At 65.8% G+C, this 26,409-nt stretch carries 19 protein-coding genes; 5 read left to right on the forward strand and 14 right to left on the reverse strand.

What is annotated here, in order from left to right:
- Positions 1-72 precede the first annotated feature (72 nt).
- Together C4E04_RS14410 and C4E04_RS14415 are read left to right on the forward strand one after the other, a co-directional pair.
- On the forward strand, positions 73-801 hold the full coding sequence (locus C4E04_RS14410) for a TlyA family RNA methyltransferase (RefSeq protein WP_109598352.1): 729 nt from the start codon (positions 73-75) through the stop codon (positions 799-801).
- Positions 794-2,053 (forward strand): class I SAM-dependent RNA methyltransferase, encoded by a 1,260-nt coding sequence (locus tag C4E04_RS14415; RefSeq protein ID WP_109598354.1) that lies wholly within the window; start codon positions 794-796, stop codon positions 2,051-2,053. Before C4E04_RS14410 ends, C4E04_RS14415 begins: the two co-directional genes overlap by 8 nt.
- Positions 2,054-2,086: 33 nt before the next feature.
- Here the strand turns inward: C4E04_RS14415 and C4E04_RS14420 are convergent, their stop codons facing one another.
- The 7 genes from C4E04_RS14420 to C4E04_RS14450 form a co-directional block, all read right to left on the reverse strand.
- Positions 2,087-3,397, reverse strand: coding sequence for a GTP-binding protein (locus C4E04_RS14420; protein WP_109598356.1), 1,311 nt, complete (start codon positions 3,395-3,397; stop codon positions 2,087-2,089).
- Between the two features lie 7 nt (positions 3,398-3,404).
- Positions 3,405-8,840, reverse strand: coding sequence for a DUF4082 domain-containing protein (locus tag C4E04_RS14425; protein WP_245416111.1), 5,436 nt, complete (start codon positions 8,838-8,840; stop codon positions 3,405-3,407).
- A gap of 70 nt (positions 8,841-8,910) precedes the next feature.
- Positions 8,911-9,423, reverse strand: a complete 513-nt coding sequence (locus tag C4E04_RS14430) for a hypothetical protein (RefSeq protein WP_109598358.1) — start codon at positions 9,421-9,423, stop codon at positions 8,911-8,913.
- Positions 9,424-9,510: 87 nt separating this feature from the next.
- Positions 9,511-10,260 carry an SOS response-associated peptidase gene (locus C4E04_RS14435; RefSeq protein WP_109598360.1) on the reverse strand — a complete coding sequence of 250 codons (750 nt, stop codon included), beginning with the start codon at positions 10,258-10,260 and terminating at the stop codon, positions 9,511-9,513.
- 10 nt (positions 10,261-10,270) lie between these two features.
- On the reverse strand, positions 10,271-11,260 hold the full coding sequence (gene corA / locus C4E04_RS14440; RefSeq protein WP_109598362.1) for a magnesium/cobalt transporter CorA: 990 nt from the start codon (positions 11,258-11,260) through the stop codon (positions 10,271-10,273).
- 77 nt (positions 11,261-11,337) lie between these two features.
- Complete coding sequence (locus C4E04_RS14445) at positions 11,338-12,168, reverse strand: NAD(P)-dependent oxidoreductase (protein WP_109598364.1); 831 nt, start codon at positions 12,166-12,168, stop codon at positions 11,338-11,340.
- A 15-nt stretch (positions 12,169-12,183) separates the two neighbouring features.
- On the reverse strand, positions 12,184-13,965 hold the full coding sequence (locus C4E04_RS14450) for an acyl-CoA dehydrogenase (protein ID WP_109598366.1): 1,782 nt from the start codon (positions 13,963-13,965) through the stop codon (positions 12,184-12,186).
- A gap of 89 nt (positions 13,966-14,054) precedes the next feature.
- On the opposite strand from C4E04_RS14450, the gene C4E04_RS14455 reads away from it, so the two are divergent.
- Positions 14,055-15,041, forward strand: coding sequence for an L-threonylcarbamoyladenylate synthase (locus C4E04_RS14455; RefSeq protein WP_371681999.1), 987 nt, complete (start codon positions 14,055-14,057; stop codon positions 15,039-15,041).
- Between the two features lie 10 nt (positions 15,042-15,051).
- Here the strand turns inward: C4E04_RS14455 and wrbA are convergent, their stop codons facing one another.
- On the reverse strand, positions 15,052-15,651 hold the full coding sequence (gene wrbA, locus C4E04_RS14460; RefSeq protein WP_109598371.1) for an NAD(P)H:quinone oxidoreductase: 600 nt from the start codon (positions 15,649-15,651) through the stop codon (positions 15,052-15,054).
- Positions 15,652-15,825: 174 nt separating this feature from the next.
- On the opposite strand from wrbA, the gene C4E04_RS14465 reads away from it, so the two are divergent.
- Positions 15,826-16,746 (forward strand): LysR family transcriptional regulator, encoded by a 921-nt coding sequence (locus C4E04_RS14465; RefSeq protein WP_109598373.1) that lies wholly within the window; start codon positions 15,826-15,828, stop codon positions 16,744-16,746.
- A 144-nt stretch (positions 16,747-16,890) separates the two neighbouring features.
- On the opposite strand, the gene C4E04_RS14470 is transcribed toward C4E04_RS14465, so the two are convergent.
- From C4E04_RS14470 to C4E04_RS14490, 5 genes are all read right to left on the reverse strand, one after another.
- Entirely contained in the window at positions 16,891-17,877 is a 987-nt protein-coding gene (locus C4E04_RS14470; protein ID WP_109598375.1) for an MDR family oxidoreductase, read from the reverse strand.
- Between the two features lie 89 nt (positions 17,878-17,966).
- Positions 17,967-19,208 (reverse strand): MFS transporter, encoded by a 1,242-nt coding sequence (locus C4E04_RS14475; RefSeq protein WP_109598377.1) that lies wholly within the window; start codon positions 19,206-19,208, stop codon positions 17,967-17,969.
- 173 nt (positions 19,209-19,381) lie between these two features.
- Complete coding sequence (locus tag C4E04_RS21650) at positions 19,382-20,782, reverse strand: M10 family metallopeptidase (RefSeq protein WP_109598379.1); 1,401 nt, start codon at positions 20,780-20,782, stop codon at positions 19,382-19,384.
- 85 nt (positions 20,783-20,867) lie between these two features.
- Entirely contained in the window at positions 20,868-22,055 is a 1,188-nt protein-coding gene (locus tag C4E04_RS14485) for a cell wall hydrolase (RefSeq protein WP_109601154.1), read from the reverse strand.
- 118 nt (positions 22,056-22,173) lie between these two features.
- Entirely contained in the window at positions 22,174-22,980 is an 807-nt protein-coding gene (locus C4E04_RS14490; protein WP_210204641.1) for a helix-turn-helix domain-containing protein, read from the reverse strand.
- A gap of 175 nt (positions 22,981-23,155) precedes the next feature.
- On the opposite strand from C4E04_RS14490, the gene C4E04_RS14495 reads away from it, so the two are divergent.
- Positions 23,156-23,557: a hypothetical protein gene (locus tag C4E04_RS14495; RefSeq protein ID WP_109601156.1), complete on the forward strand. Its 402-nt coding sequence runs from the start codon at positions 23,156-23,158 to the stop codon at positions 23,555-23,557.
- A 33-nt stretch (positions 23,558-23,590) separates the two neighbouring features.
- On the opposite strand, the gene C4E04_RS14500 is transcribed toward C4E04_RS14495, so the two are convergent.
- Complete coding sequence (locus C4E04_RS14500; protein ID WP_109598383.1) at positions 23,591-26,353, reverse strand: PAS domain-containing sensor histidine kinase; 2,763 nt, start codon at positions 26,351-26,353, stop codon at positions 23,591-23,593.
- Positions 26,354-26,409: the final 56 nt, after the last annotated feature.

A 26,409-nucleotide genomic window follows, 5' to 3' on the forward strand; every position in this document is an offset into this window, starting at 1 on the left:
CATCCTAACCACGCTCGACCTCTCCGTTCGGGAAGGGTAAGTGTCCTCCATCATGAGCGAATTGAGGCCTGCATGACCCGTAAACGTGCCGACGTGGTTCTCGTCGAGCGAGGATTCTTTACGAGCCGTGCGCGGGCACAGGAGGCGATTGCGGCCGGCCTCGTCACGGTGGACGGTGAACGTCTGCGCAAGCCGTCCGATCTGGTGCCCGCCGAGGCGGTGATTGTCGCCGAGCAGCCGCATCCTTACGTCTCCCGCGGGGGCGTGAAGCTGGCGGCCGCCCTCGACATCTTCGCCATCGACCCGAAAGGCCTCGTCTGCCTCGACATCGGCGCATCGACGGGCGGCTTCACGGATGTGCTGCTGAAGCGCGGCGCTGCCCATGTCTATGCGGTGGATGTGGGGCATGGCCAGCTGCACCCTTCCCTCGCGCAGGACGAGCGCGTGACAAGCCTCGAAGGCACGGATGCCCGCGCCCTGACGCCTGCCCTCGTGCCCCAACCGGCGGACCTGCTGGTGTCGGATGTGAGCTTCATCTCCCTGAAGCTCGTGCTGCCGCCCGCCATCGCACTGCTCAAGCCCGAAGCGACACTGGCGGTGCTCGTCAAGCCGCAATTCGAGGCCGGGCGCGACCGGGTGAAGAAGGGCATTGTCCGCGACGCGGAGGTCCACCGCGCGGTCTGCGAGGACATGAGAGATTTCGTCGCCGGGCTCGGCTTCACCGTGATGGGCATCGTGCCCTCCCCCATCGAAGGCGGAGACGGCAATCGGGAATTCCTGCTGGGAGCGCACCGTGGGTGAACGGGTAACGATCGAGCGCCTGGGCGCGAAGGCGGACGGGATTGCGGCGACGGCCGAAGGGCCCGTCTTCGTGCCCTATGCCCTGCCCGGCGAGACGGTGGAGATTGACCGGGACGGGGCGCGGGCGCAGCTTCTGCAGGTCATCGAGCCCTCGCCCGAGCGCGAGACGCCATTCTGCCCCTATTTTGGCGAATGCGGCGGCTGCGCCACCCAGCATATGCGGCACGGCTTCTACCAGGCCTGGAAACGGGACGTCCTGGTCCAGACCCTGCGCCATGCCCGCATCGAGGCGCCCCTCGACCCGCTGATCGACGCTCACGGAGAAGGACGCAGGCGCGTGACGCTCCATGTGCGCTTTCCCGACGGCGCGATGCATGTGGGCTACATGGCGGCGCGCAGCCACCATGTGGTGGAAATCGACCATTGCCCTATCGCGGTGCCGGCCCTGCAACGGGCCGCGCCCACCGTAGCGCGCGCCATCGGCGTGCATCTCGCCAAGACCCGCAAGCCTCTCGACATCCAGATCACCGCGACGCGCGCGGGCCTTGACGTGGACATCCGCGGCCATGGCCCTATGAAGGACAAGGACCGCCTCGGCCTGGCCGAGCTTGCAGCCTCGCTCGACCTCGCGCGTCTCTCGCTCCACGGGGATGTGATCGTCGAGCGCCGGGCGCCTGCCCTCCTCATGGGCCGCGCCGCAGTTGTTCCACCGCCGGGCTCGTTCCTGCAGGCGACGGAGCGCGGGGAAGCCACCATGGCGGAATTCGCCGTCGAGGCGTGCCAGGGAGCCAAGCGCGTGGCTGACCTATTCTCGGGCTGCGGGCCTTTCGCGTTGCGCCTGGCGGAGCGCTCCGAGGTCCACGCGGTCGAGACGGACAAGGGCTCCGTCGCAGCCCTCGACAAGGCGGCGCGGGCCACGCCCGGCCTGAGGCGCGTGAGCGTGGAGGCCCGCGACCTGTTCCGCCGCCCGCTCCTTCTGCCGGAACTCAATGTCTATGACGCCGTGGTGATTGACCCGCCCCGCGCTGGCGCGGAGGCTCAGGCCCGGCAGATCGCCGCCTCGAAGGTCCCGCTCGTGGTGAGCATTTCCTGCGACGCCGCCACCTTCGCGCGGGACGCCGCAATCCTGATGGAAAGCGGATACAGGCTCGAGCGGGTCGTGCCTATCGACCAGTTCAAGCACTCTCCGCATCTCGAAGTCATCGGCATCCTGCGCCGCGATACGGCCGGAAAGAAAAGGCGGCGCCCCTGATATTTGCTGAGGTGCGCAGAATCGTGAAGTGCCTCAGGCACGAACCGAAGCCTGCAGGCCCGGTGGGCGCTGAACGGGCGGCGGTGCAGCACGCCCGGCCTCTCTCGCGTGACCCTGAAGATCCGGCGCATCGCCGAGGCCGAGATCGCCGTCGCCGAGATGCCTATAGGCAGCGGGATCGAAATGGGTCTCAGGCCCCTCGAGGCATTCCGTCAACGCCGCGCGCATACCTGCCTCATCAAGCCCGTTGCCGATAAAGACCAGCTCCTGCCTTCGGTCGCCCCAGACCGGGTCCCAGCGCGGCCTGAGGTAATTGTGGAATTGGGGGACGTTCGGCCACTGCTCCCGCGGCACCGCGCACCACCACAGCCCTTTGAAGTTCACCCGCGTCTGCGCGCCCGCGACCGAATACTGCACGACATGATCGGGATGGTTTGCCAGCCACAGGTTCCCCTTTGCCCGCAGCAGCCCGGGCCATTGCCGATCGAGGAAAGCCTTCAGCCGCCCAGGATGGAAGGGACGCCGGGCCCGGAAGACGAAGCTCGAAATGCCGTATTCCTCCGTCTCGGGCGTGTGATGTCCGCTGCCGTGAAGCTCCTTGAACCAGAGCGGATGCATGGCCGCCCGGCCCTCACGGAAAAGGCCCGTATTGAAGAGGCTCTTACTCGCGACCCTGCCGAAATCCGTCTCGAGGACGGCAGCCTCCGCGTTCAGCGCACGGACGATGCGGCGGACCCGGTCCCGCTCGTCAACGTCAACGGACGAGACCTTGTTGATCACGATCAGATCGGCGAACTCGATCTGGTCAACGAGCAGATCTGCCAGCGTCCTCTCATCGTCCTCGGTCGCAGCCTGCCCACGGTCGCGCAGCAAATCACGGCTGCTGAAGTCCTTCGCGAGGCTATGTGCGTCAACAACCGTCACGACCGCGTCGAGGCGGGCGATGTCAGCGATCGCGAAGCCGTCTTCGTCCCGGAATGAGAAGGTCGCGGCAATCGGCAGCGGCTCGGCGATCCCGGTCGCCTCGATCAGCAGGGCATCGAAGCGGTTTTCCCGAGCAAGGCGGGCGACCTCTTTGTGGAGGTCGTCCCTCAACGTGCAGCAGATGCAACCGTTCGTCAGCTCCACCAGCTGCTCCGTCGTATGGGAAAGGTCGGCGCCGCCCGAGCGAATGAGCTCGGCATCGATATTGACCTCGCTCATGTCGTTCACGATGACGGCGACGCGGCGGCCCTCTCGATTGTTGAGGACATGGTTCAGGAGCGACGTCTTTCCGGCACCGAGAAAGCCGCACAGGACGGTGACCGGCATGAGTCCTTTGTCGTGGTTCAGAAAAACCGTCATCGCATCCTCAGGCCGTCAGCGGGTTGAAGACCACATCGACGAAGTAGTTGGTGGCATTGTAGCTGCTTGTGGGGAAGAGGCTCGTCGAACCATAGGCATAGACGCCGTTATTGCCGGCAGACGCCGTAAGCGGCCCATTCGTGACGGCGGACGCGAACCCATTGCTGGTAGCGGCATAATGACCGTTGCTGTGATAGGACACCACATAGGTCTCGTTCGGGTTGATCGTGATCGGGTTCGAGAAGTAGGCAGTCTGCCAGCCGCTTGCGCTCTCGTTGGAGAACGCGACGGTGCCGAGCAGCGTTCCGGTCGAGGTCCACAACCGACCCTCGTGCGTTCCGGTGTCGCTGGTGCCCTTGTAGAACTTCACTCCGCTCACCGTCCCGGCCGCGCTCGATTGGAACCTCATTCCGAGCTCGACGGGCTTCGAATCGAAACTCGATGTGGTTTCGGGAGTGGTCGACGGCGAGAAGAGGGAAACCGGCATCGAGGTCGGTGCGAGCACCGACAGGCTGACATTGGCCGAGGCCGTTCCGCCTTGGCCATCGGAGATCGTGTAGGTGAAGCTTGCGGCGCCCGTATAATCGGTCGTCGGCGTGAACGAAACGGTCTTATTCTGCGCATTATAGACCACGGAGCCGTGAGCCGGGTTGCTGACGCCTGTGATCGTCAGCGTATCGCCGTTCGAATCCGTATCGTTGCCGAGAAGCGAAGCCGCCTGGATCGTCAGCACATTGTTTCGGGCTGTCGTGAAGCCGCTGTCGGCATTCGCGACCGGTGGCTGGTTCGCCGTTGGCGTCGGGTTGAAGAGCACATCTACGAAGTAGTTCGCGGATCCGTAGCTGTTGGTGGGGAACAGGGCCGATGCCCCGTAGGCGAAAACGCCGTTGTTGCCGGCCGGCGCCGTCAGCGGCCCGTTCGTGACGGGAGCGGTGAAATAGCCGGACGTCGAGGCATAGTGCCCGTTGCTGTGGTAGGACACCACATAGGTTTCGTTGGCGTTGAGGGCAATCGGGTTCGAGAAATAGGCAGTCTGCCATCCGCTCGCGCTCTCGTTGGAGAACGTGACGGTGCCGAGCAGCGTTCCGGTCGAGGTCCACAGGCGTCCCTCATGGGAGCCCGTATCGCCAGTGCCTTTGTAGAACTTCACTCCGCTCACCGTACCGGACACGGAGGCCTGGAACTTCATGCCCAGCTCGACGGAGTTCGAGTCGTTGTTCGACGCGACATTCGGGGTGAGCGAGGACGGAAGCACGGAAATCGGCGCAGAACCGGAATCGAGCACCGAAAGGCTCACATTGGCCGAGGCGGTGCCGCCGCGGCCGTCCGAAATCGTATAGGTGAAGCTCGCCGCTCCCATGTAACCGGCCGTCGGCGTGAACGTGACGGTCTTGTTCTGGGCGTTATACGCCACGCTGCCATGGGTTGCATTGCCGACACCCGTGATCGTCAGCGTATCGCCATTCGGGTCCGTGTCGTTGCTGAGAAGCGATGTCGCCGCAAGCGTCAGGGCGTTGTCCCGCGTCGTCGTGAAGCCGCTGTCGGCATTCGCGACTGGTGGCTGGTTCGCCGTTGGCGTGGCGTTGAACAAGACGTCGACGAAGTAGTTGGCGGACCCATAGCTGTTGGTCGGGAACTGGGCGGAGGTTCCATAAGCGAAAACGCCATTGTTGCCGGCCGGCGCCGTCAGCGGCCCGTTCGTGACGGGGGCCGTGAAGTAGTTCGGCGTGGACGCATAATGTCCGTTGCTATGGTAGGAGACGACATAGGTCTCGTTCTGATTGAGAGCGATGGGGTTCGAGAAATAGGCGGTCTGCCAGCCGCTTGCACTCTCGTTGGCGAACGTGACGGTGCCGAGCAGCGTTCCGGTCGAGGTCCACAACCGGCCTTCATGGCTGCCAATGTCGCCCGTGCCTTTGTAGAACTTGATTCCGCTGACCGTTCCGGACACCGATGCCTGGAACTTCATGCCGAGCTCAACGGACTTCGAATCCGTGCTCGATGTGTTCGTGGGCGTGACGGAGGGTGAGAAGAGGGAAACCGGAAGCGCACTCTGGTCCACGACCGACAGGCTGACATTGGCCGAGGCCGTGCCGCCGCGACCGTCGGAGATCGTGTAGGTAAAGCTTGCAGCGCCCGTATAATCGGTCGTCGGCGTGAATGTGACGGTCTTGTTCTGGGCATTATAGGTCACAGAGCCATGAGCCGCGTTGCTGACGCCCGTGATGGTCAGCGTATCGCCGTTCGGATCCGTATCGTTGCCGAGAAGCGAAGCCGCCGGGATCGTCAGCACGTTATTGCGGGCCGTCGTGAAGCCGCTGTCGGCATTCGCGACTGGAGGCTGCTGCGGGCCCGCGTCGAAGATGACATCGACCCAGTAATTGGCATTGCCGCCGTTGGAATTCGGGAAGAGCGTTCCGTCCCCATAGGCGAAGACGGAGGCACCGATCGGCGCCGTCAGCGGCCCAGCGGTGATCGGGGTGGTGAAGTAGTTGGAAGTCGAGGAGTAGTAACGGGTGTGATAGGACGCCACATAGGTGGTACCGGGCGCGATGGTGATGGGCGTCTCGAAAGTCGCCGTCTGCCAGCCCGAATAAGACATGTCGTCGAAGGTCGCGGTCGCGAGCAGCGTGCCGTCACCGGTCCAGAGATGCGCGACCCTGTCGCCCAGGATCTGAGCCGGCTTGTAGAACCGGATCCCCGTGATCTTACCGGCTGTCGAACTCGTGAACTTCATGCCGAGTTCGACGCTGCGGGCATCGATATTGAACAGGGTGCTCGGCGTGTCCGCGAAGTTGAAGAAGCTGTCGGTGAGCGCCGGCTTGACCGAAATATTGACGGGGGCGGTCGGCGTACCCAGGTTCAGGCTGTCGTCCACCGCGCGTGCGAGGACTTGGTAGGTCCCGCTGTCCTGCGTGTTCCACGTATAGGTCCAAGTGTTGCGACCAGTCGCCTTGTGCCAGGACTGGCCGCCGTCGGTGGACACCTCGACGCCGGCCACGACGCCACCCACATCGGCAGCCGTACCGCTGATCGTGATCTTCTGGCCTTCGTAGATATTGGACGTCCCGTTCGGGAAGGTCAGGCTCGCGGTGGGCGCGGTATGGTCGGTCGATGCGGATGCGAGAACCAGGCTCGCCTGGAGGGTCTGCGGCTGGATGCCCATATCGGCGAACAGGTTCACCATCGCCTGCTGGACATTGGGATCGACCGGCGTCGCCTCGACCGAGTTCTGATCGTCGAGGCCCCAGGACCAATAGACTGTGCCGGCGCCGAAGACGAGCGCGCCGCTCTCAGCCCGGTAAAGGGTCAGGCTGTGCGTCGCCGTGCCGGGCCCGACCGTCGATCCGTAATCCTGAAGCAGCGTGTTCACGTTGACGGTCGACAGGGACATGTTGATGAGCCCGGCCGGCCGGAAGCCGTTATCGACGTCGGAATCCCATTCGTAGCCGAGCAGATTCTGGACGAGCGAGCCCGTTTGGCCCGGCTGCAGATTGGCGATGTCCGTGTTCCGCCAGAACCGCAGCTTCGACATCTCGTAGGGAATCGTGATCGTGTCCTTGCGGTAGGAATCCACCATGAACATGGTGCCGGTCAGGGAGTTTTCGGGCTCCTGTCCCGGATCGGCGAAGCGTGGGTCGCGCCAGGTTCCGGTGCCGGTACTGGACGGGTCGATATCGGCATGCGCGAGGCTCTCCTTGTAGGTAACGAGCGTCCGGTATGGCGTTCCGTTTCCGTCGATGCTGTTTTCCCAGCGGATCTTCCAATAGGCCTCGTTGCCGCTCCAGAACGCGAGATTGACGCCGGCATCCCTCGCCGCCTCGACATTCGCGCGCTGCTCGGCCGACCAATACTCGTCATGGCCCACCGATAGGAACGCCTTGCTGTTGAGAAGCTGTGCTCCATCCCGGGCCGAATCCACGCCCGAGATGTAGTTGATGTCGTAGCCGTTCCGCTCCAGCCAGCGGATCGCCGGATACTCGGCCCCGAAGATGAAGTCCCAGGGCCCGCCGCGAGGGCTCGTTTCCGTAATGAACGGCCGGTTGTAGCTCACCTTATAGGCGCGGCCGATGGCCGTCAGGCCACAGCTGCAGTTCGGCGGCACGTAGGAGATCATATCCTCGGGATTGAGGGGAACGTCACCGTAATACAGGCTCGCGCCGCCCCAGGCGTTGTAGGCCTGCCAGGTCGTATCCGAGGTCTGGAACGTGATGTCGCTCTTGTCCTGATCATTGCGGACGATGAACGGGATCATGTTCTCGCCCGGCGTGCCGTCTTCGCGCACGAGCTTGGCGAAGTAGACGCCCGATACTGCGTCCGCTGGGACTTGCCAGCTCGCAGACACGTTCCAGTTGCCGCAATCGATGAGGCCGGTGGAATAATCGACGATGGGGTGCGGCTGAACCTGGGCGGTCGTCAGGTTCTTCTCGATGGAATCGACCTTGCGGGCACCGGCGCCGCCATAATAGCCGATCCGATAGATATCGAGGCGGTACTTGGTCGAATCCGTCGCGATCTTGAAATCGATCGTGGTGCCGTGATTGACGCTGATATCAGTGGCGAAGCCCTGGATGTTGTTGTCGCCTACGCCGTTCTTCAGCCCCCATTCGCTTTCGGGATTACCGCGTTTCTGGTTCTCGAGCACGATGGCATTGCTGGTCGAGCTCGGCGCTGCGAGCGTCGCCGGTCCCGCGGCGTCCGTGAGCGTCTGACTCGCCGAGGGCGTGCTTCCCAGGCTGGCGGTTGGAGCGGATGCGGCCGACAGGGGCGAGGTCGATTCCGAGCCCGTGACAGGCGGCGTGTCCGGGCCGGTGCCGGTCCCGGGCGTCGATGTGGGTGTACCGGACGGCGACGCGGCGGGCGGCTGCGACACCACCGTGACGGGCTCCGATGTCCGAATGGACATCGTCTGGAAGGGCATGAACGGCGTGGTCTGAAGTGCGTCGGGCGAGAGTCCGATCCGTTCGGTCGGGGCAGGCGACGCGGTCGGCGTCGTCATTGGATCGAGGTGGCTTGCAGGCTTCTCGGTCGCGAAAGCCTGCCCGGCGGGTCCGGACGCCTCCTGCGGTGCCTCTGCGCCTCCGGAGGCCGGCGCGGGAGGTGGTCCCGCCAGGACGCCGGGGCTGGCGGATCCCGTCATCGAAGGGGCCTGTCCCGAGCGAAGCGGGTCCCCCGTATCATTCGTCTCGGGGTCGAGCCCCAACCTGTCCTGTGCGCCGGAACCGAGAAAGCGCAAACGCCTCAGCATGTTGAGGATCAGCTGGTCATCCGTCACGCGCATGGCCGTCTCTCCCGCGAATCCAGACAGGCGGCGAGCGCGGAACACGTTCGCCTCGGCCGAGGATATTCGGCATTTTCCCGTCCCAGCAGGCGCGCAATGGTAGACCACACTTCGGGATAGGGTCAGCACGCAGGGAGCGACGGCGCGCTCCTTCGTGGCCATTCATAGCTCTTCCGGATATTCGCGCCCTGCGGGAAAGGGCCTTAGAGGCCCGTGCACGCGCCGCGGCGGATCACTGAAGCGGAGGGCGAGAGCCCGAAGCTCCTCCCCGCGCGACCTGGAGGGGGACGCGTTCCTCGGCGGACAGCACGCCGTCGTGATTCTCGTCGAACTTGTCCCAGGTGGCGCCGGCGACCTGCCCCATTCTCTGTACTGGGATCCGTGGGACGGACCGGCTCCCGAGCTTGCGAGGCGTGTAGTAAGCCTTCAGGTAGGGCGTCCTTAGATAATACCGGATCTGCGCAACGCGGGGATCGCCCTGCGCCAGTCCCCTGGCATCCGCTTCCGTCAGCACGCCGTCCTGGCCGGCGGCACTGCGAGCGAATGCGATGGTGGCGGCCACATATTGCTTCCGGTCCCGCGCCCCGAGAAGCGCATTTCGGGCAGCCGGAGGCAGCGCCTGCGCCACCTGCTCGCGAGAGGCGTCCTTGAGGGAGGTCGGCTTGCCGGCCGTCTCTCTGGCCGAAACCTGGAGTGGCACCGCGGCCGCCAGGGCGGCAAGAAGGCACAGGCGGCAGACGATCATCGGGCTCTCCTCCACGGCAGTGCATACTCTTCACGAAACGGCATCAAACATGATCGCAGAGGCCGGGACAAGGCGATCAGGTCGGCCCTAGAACAGGCTTCCCTGCTCGTCCTCATCACTGGAGCGCGGTTTCGCGGCCTTGCGTTTCGCCACGACGGGCGCCGGCTCCGGCGCCGGAAGAGGCTCCTGAACGCCTGGATCGTCGTTCTCGACCTTGTTCACCCGACGGCTCACCGGAACCATGTCGAGCCACTCCTCCGGGCAGGGGCGAACGAGGCGCATGGCCCTGTCTGTCTGCTCGTCCCGCACGTCGAGCCAGTCACCGATGGCGTCCTGTGACAGGATCACGGGCATCCGGTCGTGGATGGCCGAGAGCACCCCGTTGGCATCCGTGGTCACGATGGCGGCCGTGTCGATCTCGCCGCCGGCAGGGTCCGTGTAAGTCTCCCACAGGCCCGCCAGCGGCATCGGGCCGCGCTCCCGCAGCCGGATCAGGAACGGCGCCTTCTCGCGCCCGTGGCGCTGCCATTCGTAAAAGCCGTCCGCCAAGAAGATGCAGCGCCGCCGCTTCAGGGCCGCCTTGAAGGTGGGTTTGGTCTCGAGCGTCTCGCCCCGGGCATTGATGACGAGAGGGAACTCCTTCGGGTCCTTGGCCCAGGAGGGCAGGAAGCCCCAGCGGACGAGCCTGAAATGGCGCTCTCCGCGCTCCTCCAGGACAACCGGCACCGGCTGCGTCGGGGCCACGTTGTAGCGCGGCGGAAAATTGGGCTGCTCAGGATAGCCGAAGATGGCGCGATAGGCCTCGGGCGGCAGGGTGATGGCATAGCGGCCGCACATGGGAATGTCCTCAGAGCCAGCGTTTCCAGCGGAAGAACACATAAGGCAGGATCGCCGCGACGACGATCAGGATGATGGCCAGCGGATAGCCGAACTCCCAATGCAGTTCCGGCATGATCTGGAAGTTCATGCCGTAGATCGACGCCACCAGGGTCGGGGGCAGGAAGATCACGGAGACCACCGAGAACAGCTTGATGATGTCGTTCTGCTCGATGGTGACGAGGCCCAGGGTGGCATCGAGCAGGAACTGCAGCTTGTTGGACAGGAAGGTGGCATGTTCCTCGATGGATTGCACGTCGCGGATGGCGGTGCGCCATTCCGCCTGAAAATCCTTGGATTTCTGGGGACGCGGCATGCTGGCCGAGAGGAAGAGCAGGAGCCGCTCGACCGTGACCATGCTCTCGCGGACGTTCGAGATGATGTCGCCCTTGCGCCCGATGGACTTGAGGGCGGCCCGAAAGCTCGCCGCCCGGCGCGAGCCCATCCGCTCGTTCTCGAAGATGGACTGCGACAGCCGGTCGATCCGCGATCCGATCTGCGCCAGGATCTCGGCCGCCCGGTCGATGACGGCCTCGATCAGTCCGTCGAGGACGGCTTCCGGCTGCGGGCGGCAGCCCCCCGGCTTGATGGCCCGGGCCGCGAACATCGCGAAGGACCGCGGCTCCCCGTAGCGGACCGTCACAAGGGCCCGCTCCGTCAGGATGAACGAGACGTCGATGAGCTTAGGCGTCTCGCTGTCGGAATTGCAAAGGACCCGCGCGGTCATGTAGCGGGCGTTGTTCTCGCGATAGAGGATTTCGGAGGGCTCGATATCGGCCATCTCCTCCCGGGTCGGGATTTCGATCGCGAGATGCTGCTCCACGAGCCGGTCCTCGTCCCGGGTCGGCTCGATCAGGTCGATCCACAGGGCATCGTCCGGAATGATCTCTCCGGGCCGGAGAATGTGCCGCTCCAGGGATTCCGTCTTCGACACGTCGGCCGGCCTGTGGACGATGATCATACCCGTCTCCGTCTTGTTTCATGGAGCATTACCGGGTTTTCATGACGGGCGCGAGGGCAGCCGGACATGCCCTATCGTCAGGCCCCGTCCGGAACGAAGAAGTCCGGCATGAGGGGCTTAGCCGGGTCGACCCGGTACTTCTCGAAATCCGTGACGCCCTCCCCTTTCAGGAAGGTATCGTCGATGAGGAAATGGCCCGAGAAGGTCCGTGACGGCTTCAGGAAGACCGCATGGGCCGCATCGGCCAGGATCTCAGGGGTCCGGCTCGCCTGCACGATCTCCTCACCGCCCAGGAGGTTGCGCACGGCGCTCGTCGCGATGGTGGTGCGCGGCCAGAGCGCGTTCACGGCAATCCCCTTCTCACGCAGTTCCCCGGCGAGGCCCAGCACGCACAGGCTCATGCCATATTTGGCGAGCGAATAGGCGAGATGGGGTGCGAACCACTTTTCCTTCATGTCGAGGGGCGGCGACAGCATGAGGATGTGCGGGTTCTCGGCCTTCTCAAGGTGCGGGATTGCATATTTCGACACCATGAAGGTGCCGCGCGTATTGACCTGATGCATCAGGTCGAAGCGCTTCATCTCGGTCTGCAGCGTGCGCGTCAGGCTGATGGCGCTGGCATTGTTGACCACGATGTCGAGGCCGCCGAAGGTCTCGACCGTGCGGGCGACGGCCTCCTTCACGGCTTCCTCGTCCCGCACGTCGACCGTCAGGGGCAGCGCCTTTCCGCCAGCCTTCTCGATTTCCTCGGCAGCCGTGAAGATGGTGCCGGGCAGCTTCGGGTGCGGCTCGGCGGTCTTCGCCGCAATGGCCACGTTGGCGCCGTCCCGCGCGGCGCGCAGGCCGATGGCGAGGCCGATGCCGCGGGAGGCGCCGGTGATGAAGAGCGTCTTGCCTTTGAGACTCATGAGATCGATCCCGGATCAGCCTGCGAGGACCGCAGGAGCATCGTGCAGGAAGCCGGCGCCGCCGAGAACCGTGTCCTCGAGCCCTTTCGCGCCGACCGCGATGTTCTCGGCGAAGAAGCGGCATAGGGCGATGCGGCCCGCATGGGCCGGATCGGTATCGCCTTCGCCGATCATCCGGTTGGCCGCAAGAGCCGCCTCGGCCAGGGCCGCGCCGCCCTGGGCCAGGGCAAAAAGGCGCAGGTAAGGCGTCGCGCCCGCGAGTGCCTCGGCGGGCGCGTTCGCCAGGACGAGCTTGAGGAGATGGCCGGTCGCCCGGTCGAGGCACTCGACGGCATCGCGCAGGCGCGGCGCGGTGTTGCCGAAAAGGGGCGTGCCCTCGCGCACGATGCGGGCGACGACGGCCCGCATGGCGGCGATCTGCGCCCGGACCGTATCGCCACCCGAGAGCGGGAGCTTGCGCATGACGAGGTCGATGGCCTGAATGCCGTTGGTGCCTTCATAAATCGGCGCGATGCGCGCGTCGCGCAGGTGCTGGGCCGCGCCGGTCTCCTCGATATAGCCCATGCCCCCATGAACCTGGACGCCCAGGGACGCGACCTCGACCCCAATGTCGGTCGAAAAGGCTTTCGCCACAGGCGTCAGGAGCGAGGCCTGCTCCTGCGCCCTGCGTCGTGCCGCCTCGTCCCGGGCGAGATGGGCCCGGTCGAGGGCCCCGGCGGTCATGTAGCAGATCGCCCGTGACGCAGCGGTGAGCGCCTTCATGGTGAGGAGGTTGCGCTGCACGTCCGGGTGCTCGACGATGGGGCTCATCCCGTCACCGGCATGGCCCGGCGCGCGGCCCTGGCGGCGCTCCTTCGCGTAAGCGAGAGCCTGCTGGTAAGCGCGCTCCGCGATGGCGACACCCTGGAGGCCCACCGCAAGACGGGCATTGTTCATCATCGTGAACATGCAGGCGAGGCCGCGGTTCTCCTCGCCTACGAGCCAGCCGATGGCGCCCTCGTGATCGCCGAACGCCATGGTGCAGGTGGGCGAGCCATGGATGCCGAGCTTATGCTCGATGCCGGCGCAGCGCAGGTCGTTGCGGGTGCCGTCGGGGAGAACCTTCGGGACCAGGAAGAGCGAGATGCCCCGAGTCCCGGCCGGTGCATCGGGCAGGCGGGCGAGGACAAGATGGACAATGTTGTCCGTCAGGTCGTGCTCGCCGTAGGTGATGAAGATCTTCTGGCCACGGATGCGGTAGGTGCCGTCACCGACAGGTTCGGCGCGGGAGCGGAGCGCCGCGAGGTCCGAGCCGGCCTGGGGCTCCGTGAGGTTCATGGTCGCCGTCCACTCGCCGGAGACGAGCTTCGCGAGATAGCGCTCGCGCAACGCATCGGTTCCGTGGGAGATCAGGGCCTCGATCGCGCCCATGGTGAGGACCGGCCCGATGCCGAACGCCATGGAGGCGGAGTTCCACATCTCGACGCAGGCGGAGTTGAGCAGGATCGGAAGACCCTGGCCGCCGAAATCCACCGGTCCGGGCAAGGCGTTCCAGCCCGCCTCCGTCCAGGCCCGGTAGGCCTCCTTCCAGCCCGGCGCCGTGATCACCTCCCCGTCCTTCAGGGTCACGCCGTGACGGTCTCCCTCGCGGTTGAGGGGGGCGATCACGTCAGCGGCGAAACGGCCCGCCTCCTCCAGGATGGTCTGCGCCAGATCGTCCGAGAGGTCGCCATAGAGCCCCTCCCCCAGGGCCCGGTCGAAACCCGCCACATGGCGCATCGTGAAGGCGATATCTGAGACCGGGGCGCGGTAGGTCATCGCGTTTCCTTTCGGAAGAAGGCTTTTGATGTTGACGCATATCGCCACGCCATTAAACCCGCCCGGCGAGCGAAAAGGATAGTTTAGACGTGAACGATCGCGGGTCAATGGTGACGCAGCGCCTTGCGGCGGACGAAGCCGGCCTCGCCCGTGCGGCCGAAATCCTGCGCGACGGCGGGCTGGTGGCGTTCCCGACCGAAACCGTCTACGGCCTTGGCGCCGACGCAACCCGCGCGGAAGCGGTCGCCGGGATCTATGCGGCCAAGGAGCGCCCGCGCTTCAACCCCCTGATCGCTCATGTAGACGGCCTGCCGGCCGCGCTCTCGCAAGGGATTTTCAACGCGACGGCCCGACACCTGGCGGAAGCCTTCTGGCCCGGCCCGCTGACCCTTGTGGTCCCGGTCGCGCCGGGCTGCACGGTCAGCGACCTGGCCCGGGCCGGGCTCGACAGCGTCGGGCTGCGGGTCCCGTCGCATCCTGTCGCCCGGGCGCTGCTTACTGCTGTGGGACGCCCGGTCGCGGCGCCCTCAGCCAACCGCTCGGGACGGGTGAGCCCGACGGCGGCCGATCATGTGCTGGGGGATCTCGACGGGCGCATCGCCGCAGTGCTCGACGGGGGCGAGACCCAGGTCGGCGTGGAATCGACCATCGTGTCGTGCCTCGAGGACAAGCCCCGCCTGCTCCGTCCGGGCGGCGTGCCGCGGGAGGCCATCGAGGCGGCAATTGGAATGAAGCTGGAGGCCAAGCCCACGGCGGGCGACGGGCCGCTGGCCCCAGGAATGCTCGCCTCCCACTACGCGCCGCGGGCGCAGGTGCGCCTCGACGCGGAGGAGATCCAGCCCGGAGAGGCGGCCCTCCTGTTTGGCCCCGCGCAGCCGCGCGGCATCGGGAATGCGCTCGCGATACGCAACCTGAGCGAAACGGGCGACCTCGCCGAGGCCGCCACGCATCTCTTCTCGTTCCTCCGCCAGCTCGACGCCTCGGGTGCACAGGCCATCGCGGTGGCGCCGATCCCCGAAGCGGGGCTGGGCGAGGCGATCAACGACCGTCTCGCCCGGGCGGCTGCGGAGAGGTAATCGGTCGCTCCTACTTCGCGACCTTTGCGGCAATCTGCGCCACGTGGCGGCCCTGGTAGCGGGCAGCCTCGAGCTCGACCGCGCTCGGCTGACGCGAGCCGTCGCCGGCCGCAATTGTCGAGGCGCCGTAAGGCGAGCCGCCCTTCACTTCCTCGACGCCCATCTGTCCCGCGAACGCATAGGGCAGGCCCACGATGATCATGCCGAGATGCAGGAGCACGGGATGGAACGTGAGGATGGTCGATTCCTGCCCGCCATGCTGGGTGGCGCTCGACGCGAAGACCGATCCCACCTTGCCCACGAGGGCGCCGCTGGCCCAGAGGGCCCCGGTCTGGTCGAGGAAGTTCTTCATCTGCGCCGTCATATTGCCGTAGCGGGTCGGCGTGCCGAAGATGATGGCATCGTATTGGGGAAGCTCGTCGACGGTCGCGACGGGCGCCGGCTGATCGAGCTTGTAATGGGCGTTCCGGGCAACCTCTTCGGGAACAAGCTCGGGAACGCGCTTCACCACGACCTCGGCTCCCGCCTCCCGGACGCCCTCGGCGACCGCATAGGCCATCTGCTCGATGTGACCCCAGGACGAATAGTAAAGAACCAGAACCTTCGCCATTCCAATCTCCAATATGTTCAGGTTGTCGGGATGCAGAAGAACGGCCGGGAGCGTGCAGATCGTCGCCCCAGTCGAATTCGTCCACCGCAATTGCTATGGTCGGGAAGGATAATCTTTCCTCCCTGCAAGACCAGTGTTAGTATTGCAGGATAATTCTTGCATGGATGCAAAGTCGTGGCGAAGCAGCACCTTGTCTGGGACGATTTCAGACTCGTGAAAACCATCGCCGAGGCGGGAGGCCTCGCCGGGGCGGCGGAACGACTCGGCGTCAACCACTCCACCGTTTTCCGCCGTCTCGGCCAGATGGAGGAGAGCCTCGGCGTCAAGCTCTTCGAGCGGCACCGGACCGGCTATGTGCTGACGACGGCGGGCGAGGAAATGACCGCTCTCGCCGAGCACATGGAAGAGAACGTCGCCACGTTCACGCGCAAGCTCGCCGGGCAGGCGGTGGCGCCCACCGGGGAATTGCGCGTCACGACCAACGATACGCTGCTCGTGCACATGCTCACGCCGGTCTTCATGAAGTTCCTGGATGCCTGCCCGGAAATGCGCCTCGACGTGGTGCTCGCCAACCAGGCGCTCAACCTGTCGAAGCGTGATGCGGATGTGGCGATCCGTGCAACCGACAACCCGCCCGAAACGCTCGTGGGCCGCCGGGTCGCGACCATCGCCTGGGCGATCTACGGGCGCGCATCGGACTTCCCGGCCGAGTCCCGGTCCATGGACATTCCGGGCCTCTATCAGCGCCCCTGGGTGGCGCTCGGCGACAACCTCGCCACCCTCAAGGCCGCGCGCTTCGTGCGCGATCAGGTTCCGCACGAGAAAATCGTCTACAAGGTGAACACGGTCCTGGGCCTGGCGGAGGCCGTTGAGGCGGGCCTCGGCATCGGCCCCCTGCCCTGCTTCATCGCGGATGCCAAGCCCAGCCTAGTGCGCCTGTCGGACATCAACCCCGACTTCTCGGCCGGGCTGTGGCTCCTCACCCATCCGGACCTGCGCCAGTCGGCACGGGTAAGGGCCTTCATGGACTTCATGGCGACCGAGATCAGCCGGCAGAAGAAATGGCTCGAGGGAAGCGGCGTCAGGACATCCTAAAGCATCGGCCCCAAAAGTGGATCTGCACTTTTGGGATCGATCCGATGCTTCTTCCTTGTGTGAGAGCATCGTTCAAGCGGAAAACCGGGTCCACTTTTCGCTGACGCGGCCCTCTGGGTCCGCACGATGCTCTGGCGAGGACCGTCAGTCGATCTCGACCACGATGCGGCCACGAACCTTACCCTCCAGGATGGCGCTTCCCGCCTCCATGACCTGCTCCAGACCGATCGAGGCCGTCATCGCTTCGAGCTTATGCAGGTCGAGGTCGTGAGCAAGCCTGCTCCATGCCTCGAGGCGTAAGCCCCGCGGGGTCATCACCGAATCGATTCCGAGAAGGGAAATGCCCCGTAGGATGAAGGGCGCGACCGAGCCCGGCAGATCCATGCCACCGGCCAGGCCGCAGGCCGCAACCGCCCCGCCATACTTTGTCATCGAGAGCACGTTGGCGAGCGTGTGGGAGCCTACCGTGTCGATCCCGGCGCACCAGCGCTCCTTGCCGAGCGGCCGGGCCGGGCCGGAGAGCTCGCTGCGCTCGATGATTTCCGCTGCGCCGAGAAACTTCAGGTAGTCCGCCTCCTGAGGCCGGCCCGTGGAGGCGATCACGTGCCAGCCGGCCCGGGCGAGAAGCGTGACCGCGACCGAGCCGACGCCCCCTGCCGCGCCCGTGACGATGGCAGGACCGTGCCGGCAGCGCATTCCGTGGCGTTCCAGGGCCATGAGGCACAGCATGGCCGTGTAGCCGGCAGTGCCGATGGCCATGGCCTGAAAGAGGGTGAGCCCCTTCGGCAGATGGATCAGCCACTCGCCGCGCACCCGCACCTTCTGCGCATAGGCGCCGAGATGGGTCTCGCCCAGCCCCCAGCCGTTGAGGATGACGGAATCCCCCGGCTTGAACTCGGGATGGGAGGAATGCTCGACCGTACCGGCCAGATCGACCCCGGGGATCATCGGAAAGCGCCGCACGACCGGCGAGCGCCCGGTGAGCGCCAGCCCGTCCTTGTAGTTGAGGGTGGAGTATTGCACCCGGACCGTGACGTCACCTTCCATCAGGTCGGCCTCGTCGAAGCTCCGATGCTCTACCTGCTGCCCGGTCTCGGTCCTGTCGATCACGATCGCCTTGAAGGTCGCCATTCCGCTCCTCCGCTCCATCACGTCAGTTTTGGCGCCGCGGGAGGATGAAGCAAGCGGAAAGGCCTGGATTTCCCTTCAGGCGGCCCGCCTCACTCGGCGGGCTGCAGGCGGACCGGCCGCTCCACGGGCTTCTCGACGATGGGCAGGTTGATCAGCGCGGACGCGACGCCGAGCCCGATGGAGAGCCACCACACCAGGGTGTAGTTGCCGTAAGCCTCGTAGAGGATGCCGCCGAGCCAGACCCCGAGGAACCCGCCGACTTGGTGCGAGAAGAACGCAAAGCCGTAGAGCATGGCCATATAGCGCGTGCCGAACATCAGCATCACGAGGGAGGATGTGGGAGGCACGGTGGAGAGCCACAGAACGCCGATGGCGACGCCGAACGCGATGGACGTGACAGGGGTCGCCGGCAGCAGGATGAAGACCGCGATGGCGACGGCCCGGCCGAGATAGATCCAGGCCAGGAGCCATCTTTTCGACATGCGGGTCGAGAGCCAGCCCGAGGTCAGGGACCCGAAGGCATTGGCGAGGCCGATCACCGCGAGGGTCCAGCCGCCGACCGCGGCCGAGAGCCCGGCATCGCGCAGATAAGCCGGCAGGTGGACCGTGATGAAGGCGAGCTGGAAGCCGCAGGTGAAGAAGCCGAGGACCAGGAGCACGTAGGAGCGGTGGCGGAAGGCCTCCCCGAGCGCTTGGCGGATCGACTGACCGGGCACGGGCGCCGGGCCGCTCCGGCCTGCCGCCTCCATGGGCCGCGTCGCCAATGCAATCGCGAAGGGCAGCACCAGAAGGACGCTCGCGGCGAACACCAGGAGCGCCTGGTGCCAGCCCATCGAGTCGATCAGCACGTTGCCGATGGGCGGGAACAGGAACTGGCCGAAGGAGCCCGCCGCCGTACCGGCGCCGAAGGCCATGGGCCGCCAGGATTCGGGCAGGAGCTTACCGAAGGCTCCGAGCACCAGGTTGAAGGAACAGCCCGACAGGCCGAAGCCGATGAGCACCCCGGCGCCCAGATGGAGCAGGCCCGGCGTCACCGCATAGGCCATGACCACGAGCCCCAGGGCATAGAGGACCGCACCGACGCACAGGACCCGGAAGGCCCCGTAGCGATCCGCGATTGCCCCCGCGAAGGGCTGACCGAGGCCCCAGAGGAGGTTCTGCACCGCGATGGCGAGGCCGAACACGTCGCGGCCCCAGCCGAACTCCATGGTCATCGGGATCTGAAACAGGCCCGAGGAGGCGCGCGGCCCGAACGTGATGAGGGCGATCATGCACCCGGACAGGACGATGAGCTCCGGCGAGAACCGGGAGCGGGATGCGGGCTCTGACATGATCAGGATCCTCGAAATCGGAAGGCGCGGATATTAGCGCAGACGAAACCGGCACAACATCGAATGTTTATTGTTCGCTGCATAAGCGACGCTAATGGATCGCGCCCACTTTTCTCCCGGAAATCCTTGGAAAAAGCCCGTAGCCGACAAGGCGTCTGCAGGCTCTCCGGGCGTCAGACGACGAGGAAATCCGATGCGCTCACCATGAGTTTGGCGTGCAGGAGCGCGAATCGCACCGGGGCCTGATGGCCCGATCCGTCCGGATCGTAGGAGAGCGCTCCGCTTCCGCGATCATAGAGGATGTGGTCGCCGGAATTGGCCGCTGCACCCATGTGGAAGGCGTCCTCGGCCAGGGCTCCGGGCTTCAGGGCTCTGAAGATCCGGTCGTCGAGAAGGATCTTATCCTCTCCCGGCCGGAAATCCGCGATTCGGTCCACGTTCGTTTTGCCGTTGAGCGTCGTGTCGAACACGAAAGCATCCTTTCCCCGGCCGCCGAACAGGACGTCATTGCCGACACGGCCCTGGAGGGTATCGTCTCCGTCGAGGCCGCTCAGGGTGTCGTTTCCGCCATGGCCGCGCAGGACATTGGCGGATGCATTTCCCCAGATCCGGTCGTCTCCGGCTCCGCCGGCTGCATTTTCGATGAGGACGCCCTTGGCGATGGTGTAGCCGCCCGAGATTCCTTTCTGGGACGAGACATAACCGCCCGCATGAGGATCTTTCGCCTTTAAGGTCGCGGGTCGCAGGTCGATGGTCACGCTTTCGCGAGCATGAGCGGCACTGATCGTATCGATGCCGCCCGCATCCCAGATGCAGGACCAGCCGGTCCCCGTGCCGTTGCGTGTCGGCAGGGTATAGACATTCCCACCCTTGGCCGTCTCGGGATTCGGGCCGTAGAGTTCCTGCAGCGCCGCGATATCCAGGGCGCCGAGCCCGCCCTGAGCACCGAACGCGGTGTCCTGCGGCCGCTGGTCCCAGCCCACATTATAGGACATGACGGTCCAGATGCCCTGGTTGAGCCCGTAGCGGCCCGTATCCTCCGATGAGGACACCCCGGGGAAGCGGGTTGCGTCCGCCTCCCAACCGCCATCATGCGGATGGGAAAGCCCAAGGGCATGTCCGATCTCGTGCATAATCGTATTGCGGCCGTCACCGCCCATATGCAGGTTCTTCCATTCCGCCGTGGGATTGAAATAGCCCCAGATCGGCTTCTCGTTCGGCACCTCGTGGATGCCCGCCGAGCCGTCCCATATCTCGGTCTTCCACCAGACGACATCTGCATCCGCCACGGAGTCGGCCGGCGCGAAGGTCACCCCGGAGACCTTGGCGTAAAGGGACAGGGCCGCTTTGAAGACGCCCTTCTCGGTCGCGGTCCAGGCCTCCACATCATCCCGGCCCCAGAGATAGTCGCTGGCTCCGTGGATCTCGCTGGCGGCATCGAAGGTTGCGCTGCTGCCGAAGAAATATCGGATCGGCCCGGCTTCCGGATTCCAGGCCGCCTGGCCCCAGATCAGGGAATCCACATAAGGGCTCCCGTAGCCGGCACCGGCGACATCCGTCCTGACCGCACCCATGATCCGTTCCTGCAAACAAGTGACGTTAGGAACGATATATCAGGATAACAAAGGGGTCACGTGTGCGACGGCACTTTCCGAACGGTCAGGTTTGCCCCGGCCGCAGCTTGTAGAAGACGTGGCGGCCGATCACGTCCATCTTCTTGAGGCGCTTGGCCCAGTAGGGACGTACGTAGTTGGCGTGGTAGTGGGTCGCACCCCCGACATCGGCCAGATAGGTCTTGCCCTCGAGAACCGCGCTGGCGATGCGCTTCGCCCGATCCCAGGATTCCGACTCGCTGACGCGAAGGGCCTTGCCCTCGCACGCGAAGGTGAACTGGCAGGCCAGGTGTCGGTGGCGGTTCTGGTACACGACCCCGCAGATCGAGGACGGATAGAGGCCGCTCTTCACCCGGTTGAGCACCACCTGTGCGACGGCGGCCTGTCCCTCTTCGGATTCGCTGCGCGCCTCGAAATAGACCGCCTCGGCGAGGCAGCGCTGTTCCTTGCTCAGGTTGTCCGGATCGATGAGGTCCGCATAGCGCGGGCGATCCTCGTCGCTCCGGGCCATGGACGTGATGCCCAGGCCGTTCTTGTCGATGCGGGAAACCGGCGCAGCCGCAATCTCGATGGGCGTGGCTTCCGCCGGAGCCGGCGTGGTCGAAGACAGGACGACCGCGCGCTTGACGAATGGTGTCGTGGGGCTGCCGGCAGCCCCCGTGGAGCCCGCGGCGGCGGCGGCCGGGGACTGGACGGAGGTTGCCTGCCGGGTGGTCGTCAGCTCCGGAGCCTGCCAGGGCTCGAAGCCCTGCTGCTCCATCTCGGGACCTTCCAGCTTGCCTTCCATGAGAATGGTGGGCGGCAGGAGGTTCTCATTGCGGTTGAAGAGCAGGCGCGACCCCGACGGCGTGAGGCTCGCGCGGATGTCCTGCGCCCTCTCGGAGAGGGCCGTGCGGAGGGGCGCGGCCCGGCCGCTCTTGCGGGTCCGGTCCACGGCCGGAAAGACACTGCCTGCGCCGGCCTTCAGGGAATCTTTCGGCGGATCACCTTGCGGGATCTCCGACAGGGCGTAACGGGGCGTCGCCCGCAGGATATCCCGGCCGAGATCGAGCCTTTTCACCAGAGCGGCGCCGCCGATGGGGGGAACGAGACCGGCCTCGGTGAGGCGCACCACGGGGCTGCGGGCCGCGAAGCTGAAGCCGGATTGCACGTCGTTGCTGGCCGAAGCCGTGAACGAAACCAGGAGGCCTGCGGCCAGCGCCCAGGGCGCCGTGGTAGCGCAGATCCATCTCACCCGAGAGCGACGATACCGAAGACGCACGCGACCCAAACCCTACAAAAACCGACACAAGGAGCCTCGAACGGGAGGCTCCTACCGGTTCCGTTTATGGCCGATTAAGGTTGATGCCCGGTTAAAGTCCGGCCTCCGCGCTCTTCCGCAGGATCGCAGCCGTCTCGGGATCGGCCGGAAAGAAGGCCTCGATGGCGAGCTCCGACAGGGTGACGTCCACGGGGGTTCCGAAGACCGTGGTGGTGCTGAAGAGCGTCAGTTCGCCCTCCTCCGACCGGAGCCGGAGCGGCACGAGCACACCCGCATAATCCTGGCGGGGATGCGGCGTGCGGGAAGTCCCGGCCGGGGCCGGATAGGCGCGCAGCTCGTCCATCAGCTTCATCAGGACCGCATCCGCGGTCATCTCCACCTGATGATGGAGACGGGCCAGGATGTGGTCCCGCCATTCGGAGAAATTGGCGATTCGCGGAGCGAGACCTCCCGGATGCAGGCTGAGGCGCAGCACGTTCACGGGCGGCTTGAGGAGCACGGGATCGACGGCGCCGACAAGCGGCATCAGGGCGCCATTTGCGGCCACGAGCGACCAGTGGCGGTCGACCGCGAGCGCAGGGTAAGGCTCGTGCCCCTTCAGCACCAGGTCGATAGCCTGACGCGCGGCCTGGAGAGCCGGGTCGTCCAGAGGGCGCTGGGAATAGACCGGCGCATAGCCGGCCGCCACCAGCAGGATGTTTCGCTCACGCAAGGGAATGTCGAGCCGGTCGGCCAGGTGCAGGACCATCTCGCGGCTCGGCTGCGAACGTCCCGTCTCGAGAAAGCTGAGATGCCGGGTCGAGATGTCGGCCTCGAGTGCGAGGTCCATCTGGCTCATGCGCCGGCGCTGCCGCCAGTCGCGCAGGTGATCGCCGATCGTGAGGGTGGTGTTCGACAGGATGGGGTTCGACATGACCCGACCATAACGGAAGCGTCGCCATGCTTCCATGACGTCCGGGGTAATCGACCCGCCCCTCGGCCCCGGCCATCCTCATGGCACGGTCGACGGAGCGGCGGGATCGAAACCCGGGCCGCCTCCGGACCGCAAGACACCTTTCGAAAAGGAGCCTGCCATGTCGGTCGTCGTTTCCTCCCCTCTCCTGCGCCAGGCCCTGGTCGCGGATGCGTCCACCAGCGGCGCCTTCGGGCTCCTTCTGCTGCTCGCAGCCGGGCCTCTCGCTTCGACGCTCGGACTTCCGGAGCCCTTGCTGCGCCTATCCGGCGCCCTGCTGGTGCCCTACGCGATCCTCATCGGCTCTCTCGGCCTGCGGGATCGGCTGCCCCGTGGACTCGTCTGGGCGGTGGTGATCGGCAATGTGATCTGGGCCGCGGACAGCCTGCTGCTGCTCGTCAGTGGCTGGGTCGAGCCGACACGGGCGGGTTACGCCTTCGTCATCGCGCAGGGCCTCGCGGTCCTGATGTATGCGGAGTTCCAGTTCGTGGGGCTGAAGCGCTCCCGGAGCGCCTTCGCCTGATGCAGGCGAAGCCAACCTGAAGGCGATGGTCCGTCACGCCCGGCGGATCATCGCCTCGATCTTGTCCACGAGGGCGTCGAAGGCGAGCGGCTTCGGGATCACCTCCATGCCCGGCCCCAGGAAGCCTTCCTTCAGCAGGTTGTTCTCCACATAGCCGGTCATGAACAGGACCTTGAGGTCCGCACGGTTCTCCCGCGCGGCGTCGGCGAGCTGCCGCCCGTTCAGGCCCGGCAGCCCCACATCGGTGAGAAGCAGGTCGATCTGCTTCGTCGTCTGCAGAATGCGCAGGCCCTCGGCGCCGTCCGCCGCATCGAGAACGCGGTATCCCATGTCCTGGAGCATTTCCACGACGAGCGCACGGACCACCGGCTCGTCCTCGACGACGAGCAGCGTGGCTCCCGCAGTCGTGCGCCCCTCCCCGGCGGCTCCGGGCCTCTCGCTCGGCGGATGCTCGTCGCCCAGATACCGCGGCAGATAGATCGTCACCGTCGTGCCCCGCCCGAGTTCGGACGTGATGCGCACATGCCCACCGGACTGCTTCACGAAGCCGTAGACCATCGACAGGCCGAGCCCGGTCCCCTGCCCCATCGGCTTCGTGGTGAAGAAAGGTTCGAACGCCTTTTCGATCACGTCCCGGGACATGCCGGCTCCATCGTCGGCGACCGAAAGCAGCACGTAATCCCCGGCCGCCACCCCATGCTCGGCGGCGGCTGCCGCGTCCGCAACGGTCAGGTTTGCGGTCGCGATGACGACCCGCCCCCCGTCCGGCATGGCGTCGCGCGCATTGATGACGAGGTTGAGGACGGCATTCTCGAGCTGGTTCGCGTCGCAATGGGTGAGCCAGAGCCCCTTTGCGAAGCGCTCCTTCACGCGGATCGTCTCCCGGGTCGTGCGCCGCAGGAGCTCGGCCATCGCGGCGATGAGCATGTTGGCGTCGACGGGCTTGGGATCCAGCGGCTGGCGGCGAGAGAAGGCGAGGAGCCGGTGCGTCAGCGACGCGGCGCGCTTCGCCGACGACATGGCGGCCTCGATATAGCGCTCGATCCGGTCGCCCCGGTTCTGGGCTATGCGCGTGCGGATCAGGTCGAGGCTGCCGATGATCCCGGTCAGGAGGTTGTTGAAATCGTGCGCGATGCCGCCGGTGAGCTGCCCGACCGCCTCCATCTTCTGGGATTGCCGGAGCACCTCCTCGGCCTGGAGCAGGGCCTGGGCGGCCTCGCGTTCGGCCGTGACGTCGCGGCCGATCGCATGAATGGAGCCCTCGTCGGGCGCGATGGTCCAGGAAATCCAACGGAAGGAGCCATCCCTGTGCCGAATACGATTATCGTAGCGCAGGTGCCCCGTACATTCGCCGGTCGATCCGCCGACCTTCTCGGCATCGTCCGGATGCAGGAGTGCCGTGAATGAAGCCCCGAGAAGATCGGCCTCGTCCCAATCGAGCAGGGCCTTCCAGGCGGGGTTCGCGGCCGCGACGAGGCCCTGGCTGTCGATCACGATCATGAGGTCCGTCGACAGGCGCCACATGCGGTCGCGCTCGCGGGTGCGCTCGACGACGCGCTCCTCGAGCCGCGCGTTCATCGCCTCGAGCTCCTGCGCGGCGACGTTCTGGTCGTGGATGTCGGTATTGGTTCCGATCCAGCGGATGACCTTGCCGTCAGCGTCGTGGATCGGGACGCCCGTCGACAGGAACCAGCGATAGGTCCGGTCGCTCGCACGCCGGAGCCTGAACTCGCTGGAAAAGACCGTCCCGTGCTCCAGGGCCTGCTTCCAGGCCTCGGCCGTCGCCTCCTGGTCGTCGGGATGGATCAGATCCTTCCAGGCCCCTTTTTCGAGATCATCGACCGAGACCTCGGTGAAATCGTAGAAGCGGCCGTTGAACCATTCCGCGCGGCCGTCTTGCCCGGCCTCCCAGACCTGATGGGGAACGGCCTCGATCAGCGCCCTGGCGCGCTCCTCGCTGGCCCGCAGGGCCTCCTCGGCCTTCTTCCGCTGGGTAACATCCCGGAAGAAGCTGACGATACCGCCCGGAACGGGGCAGATTCGCAATTCGAGCCAGCGGTCCTGTCCGAAGCCGAGATAACGGCGCTCCACGCAGACCTGAACCTGCTCGGTCAGACACTTGCGGTAGACATCCTCCAGGAAGGACCCTTTCGAGGTCGGCCAGGCGTCCCAATGGGTCTTGCCGACGATCTCATGCTCCTCGCGCCCGTCCGATTTCAGGGCGGCCGGGTTCAGCCTGAGGACGTGGAACTCCTCGTCGAAGGCCACGAAGCCGTCGTCCAGCAGGTCGAGAATCATGTCCGCCCGGTCGCTGCTGGCCTTGAGCGCGAGGGCGGCTTGAACCCGCTCGGTCACATCCGTCCCCTGGAGGACGATTCCCTCGACGCGCCCGTCCCGGTCGAGAAGGGGACGACCGGCGAAATCGACGAAGCGCTCCTCCGGGGAAGTCCCGGCCTCGGGCCGCAGATCGACCCGAAATTCCTGAAGGCTAAAGGGCAGACCCGTGGCATAAGCCTGATCCAGCCTCTCGATGAGCCGGGGATCCGCAAAGGCGAAGCCCGCGATGGGCCTGTCGGTGATGCCCTGCTCTTCGGCGAGCCGGCAGAACTCCTCGTTTGCCCAGGCGATCCCGTGTCCTGGACCCCGCAACAGGCAGAGGAAGCCCGGCGTCAGCTCAAGGGCCGCCAGGATGGACGCCGCCTCGGAGCCCGTGCGGGCGGAATCGTTCGTCCGGGCTGGCGACCCGAAGGAGTGACGGGACGCAACATCCTGCTGAGTGCCGAGGCTCTGCGGCATCCTGATCTTTCAAGAAAAGCCAGCCGGCCAGCCGGCTTCATCCCATGACTGCGCAT

Origin of the sequence: Microvirga sp. 17 mud 1-3, assembly GCF_003151255.1 — a bacterium.
Taxonomy (GTDB): domain Bacteria; phylum Pseudomonadota; class Alphaproteobacteria; order Rhizobiales; family Beijerinckiaceae; genus Microvirga.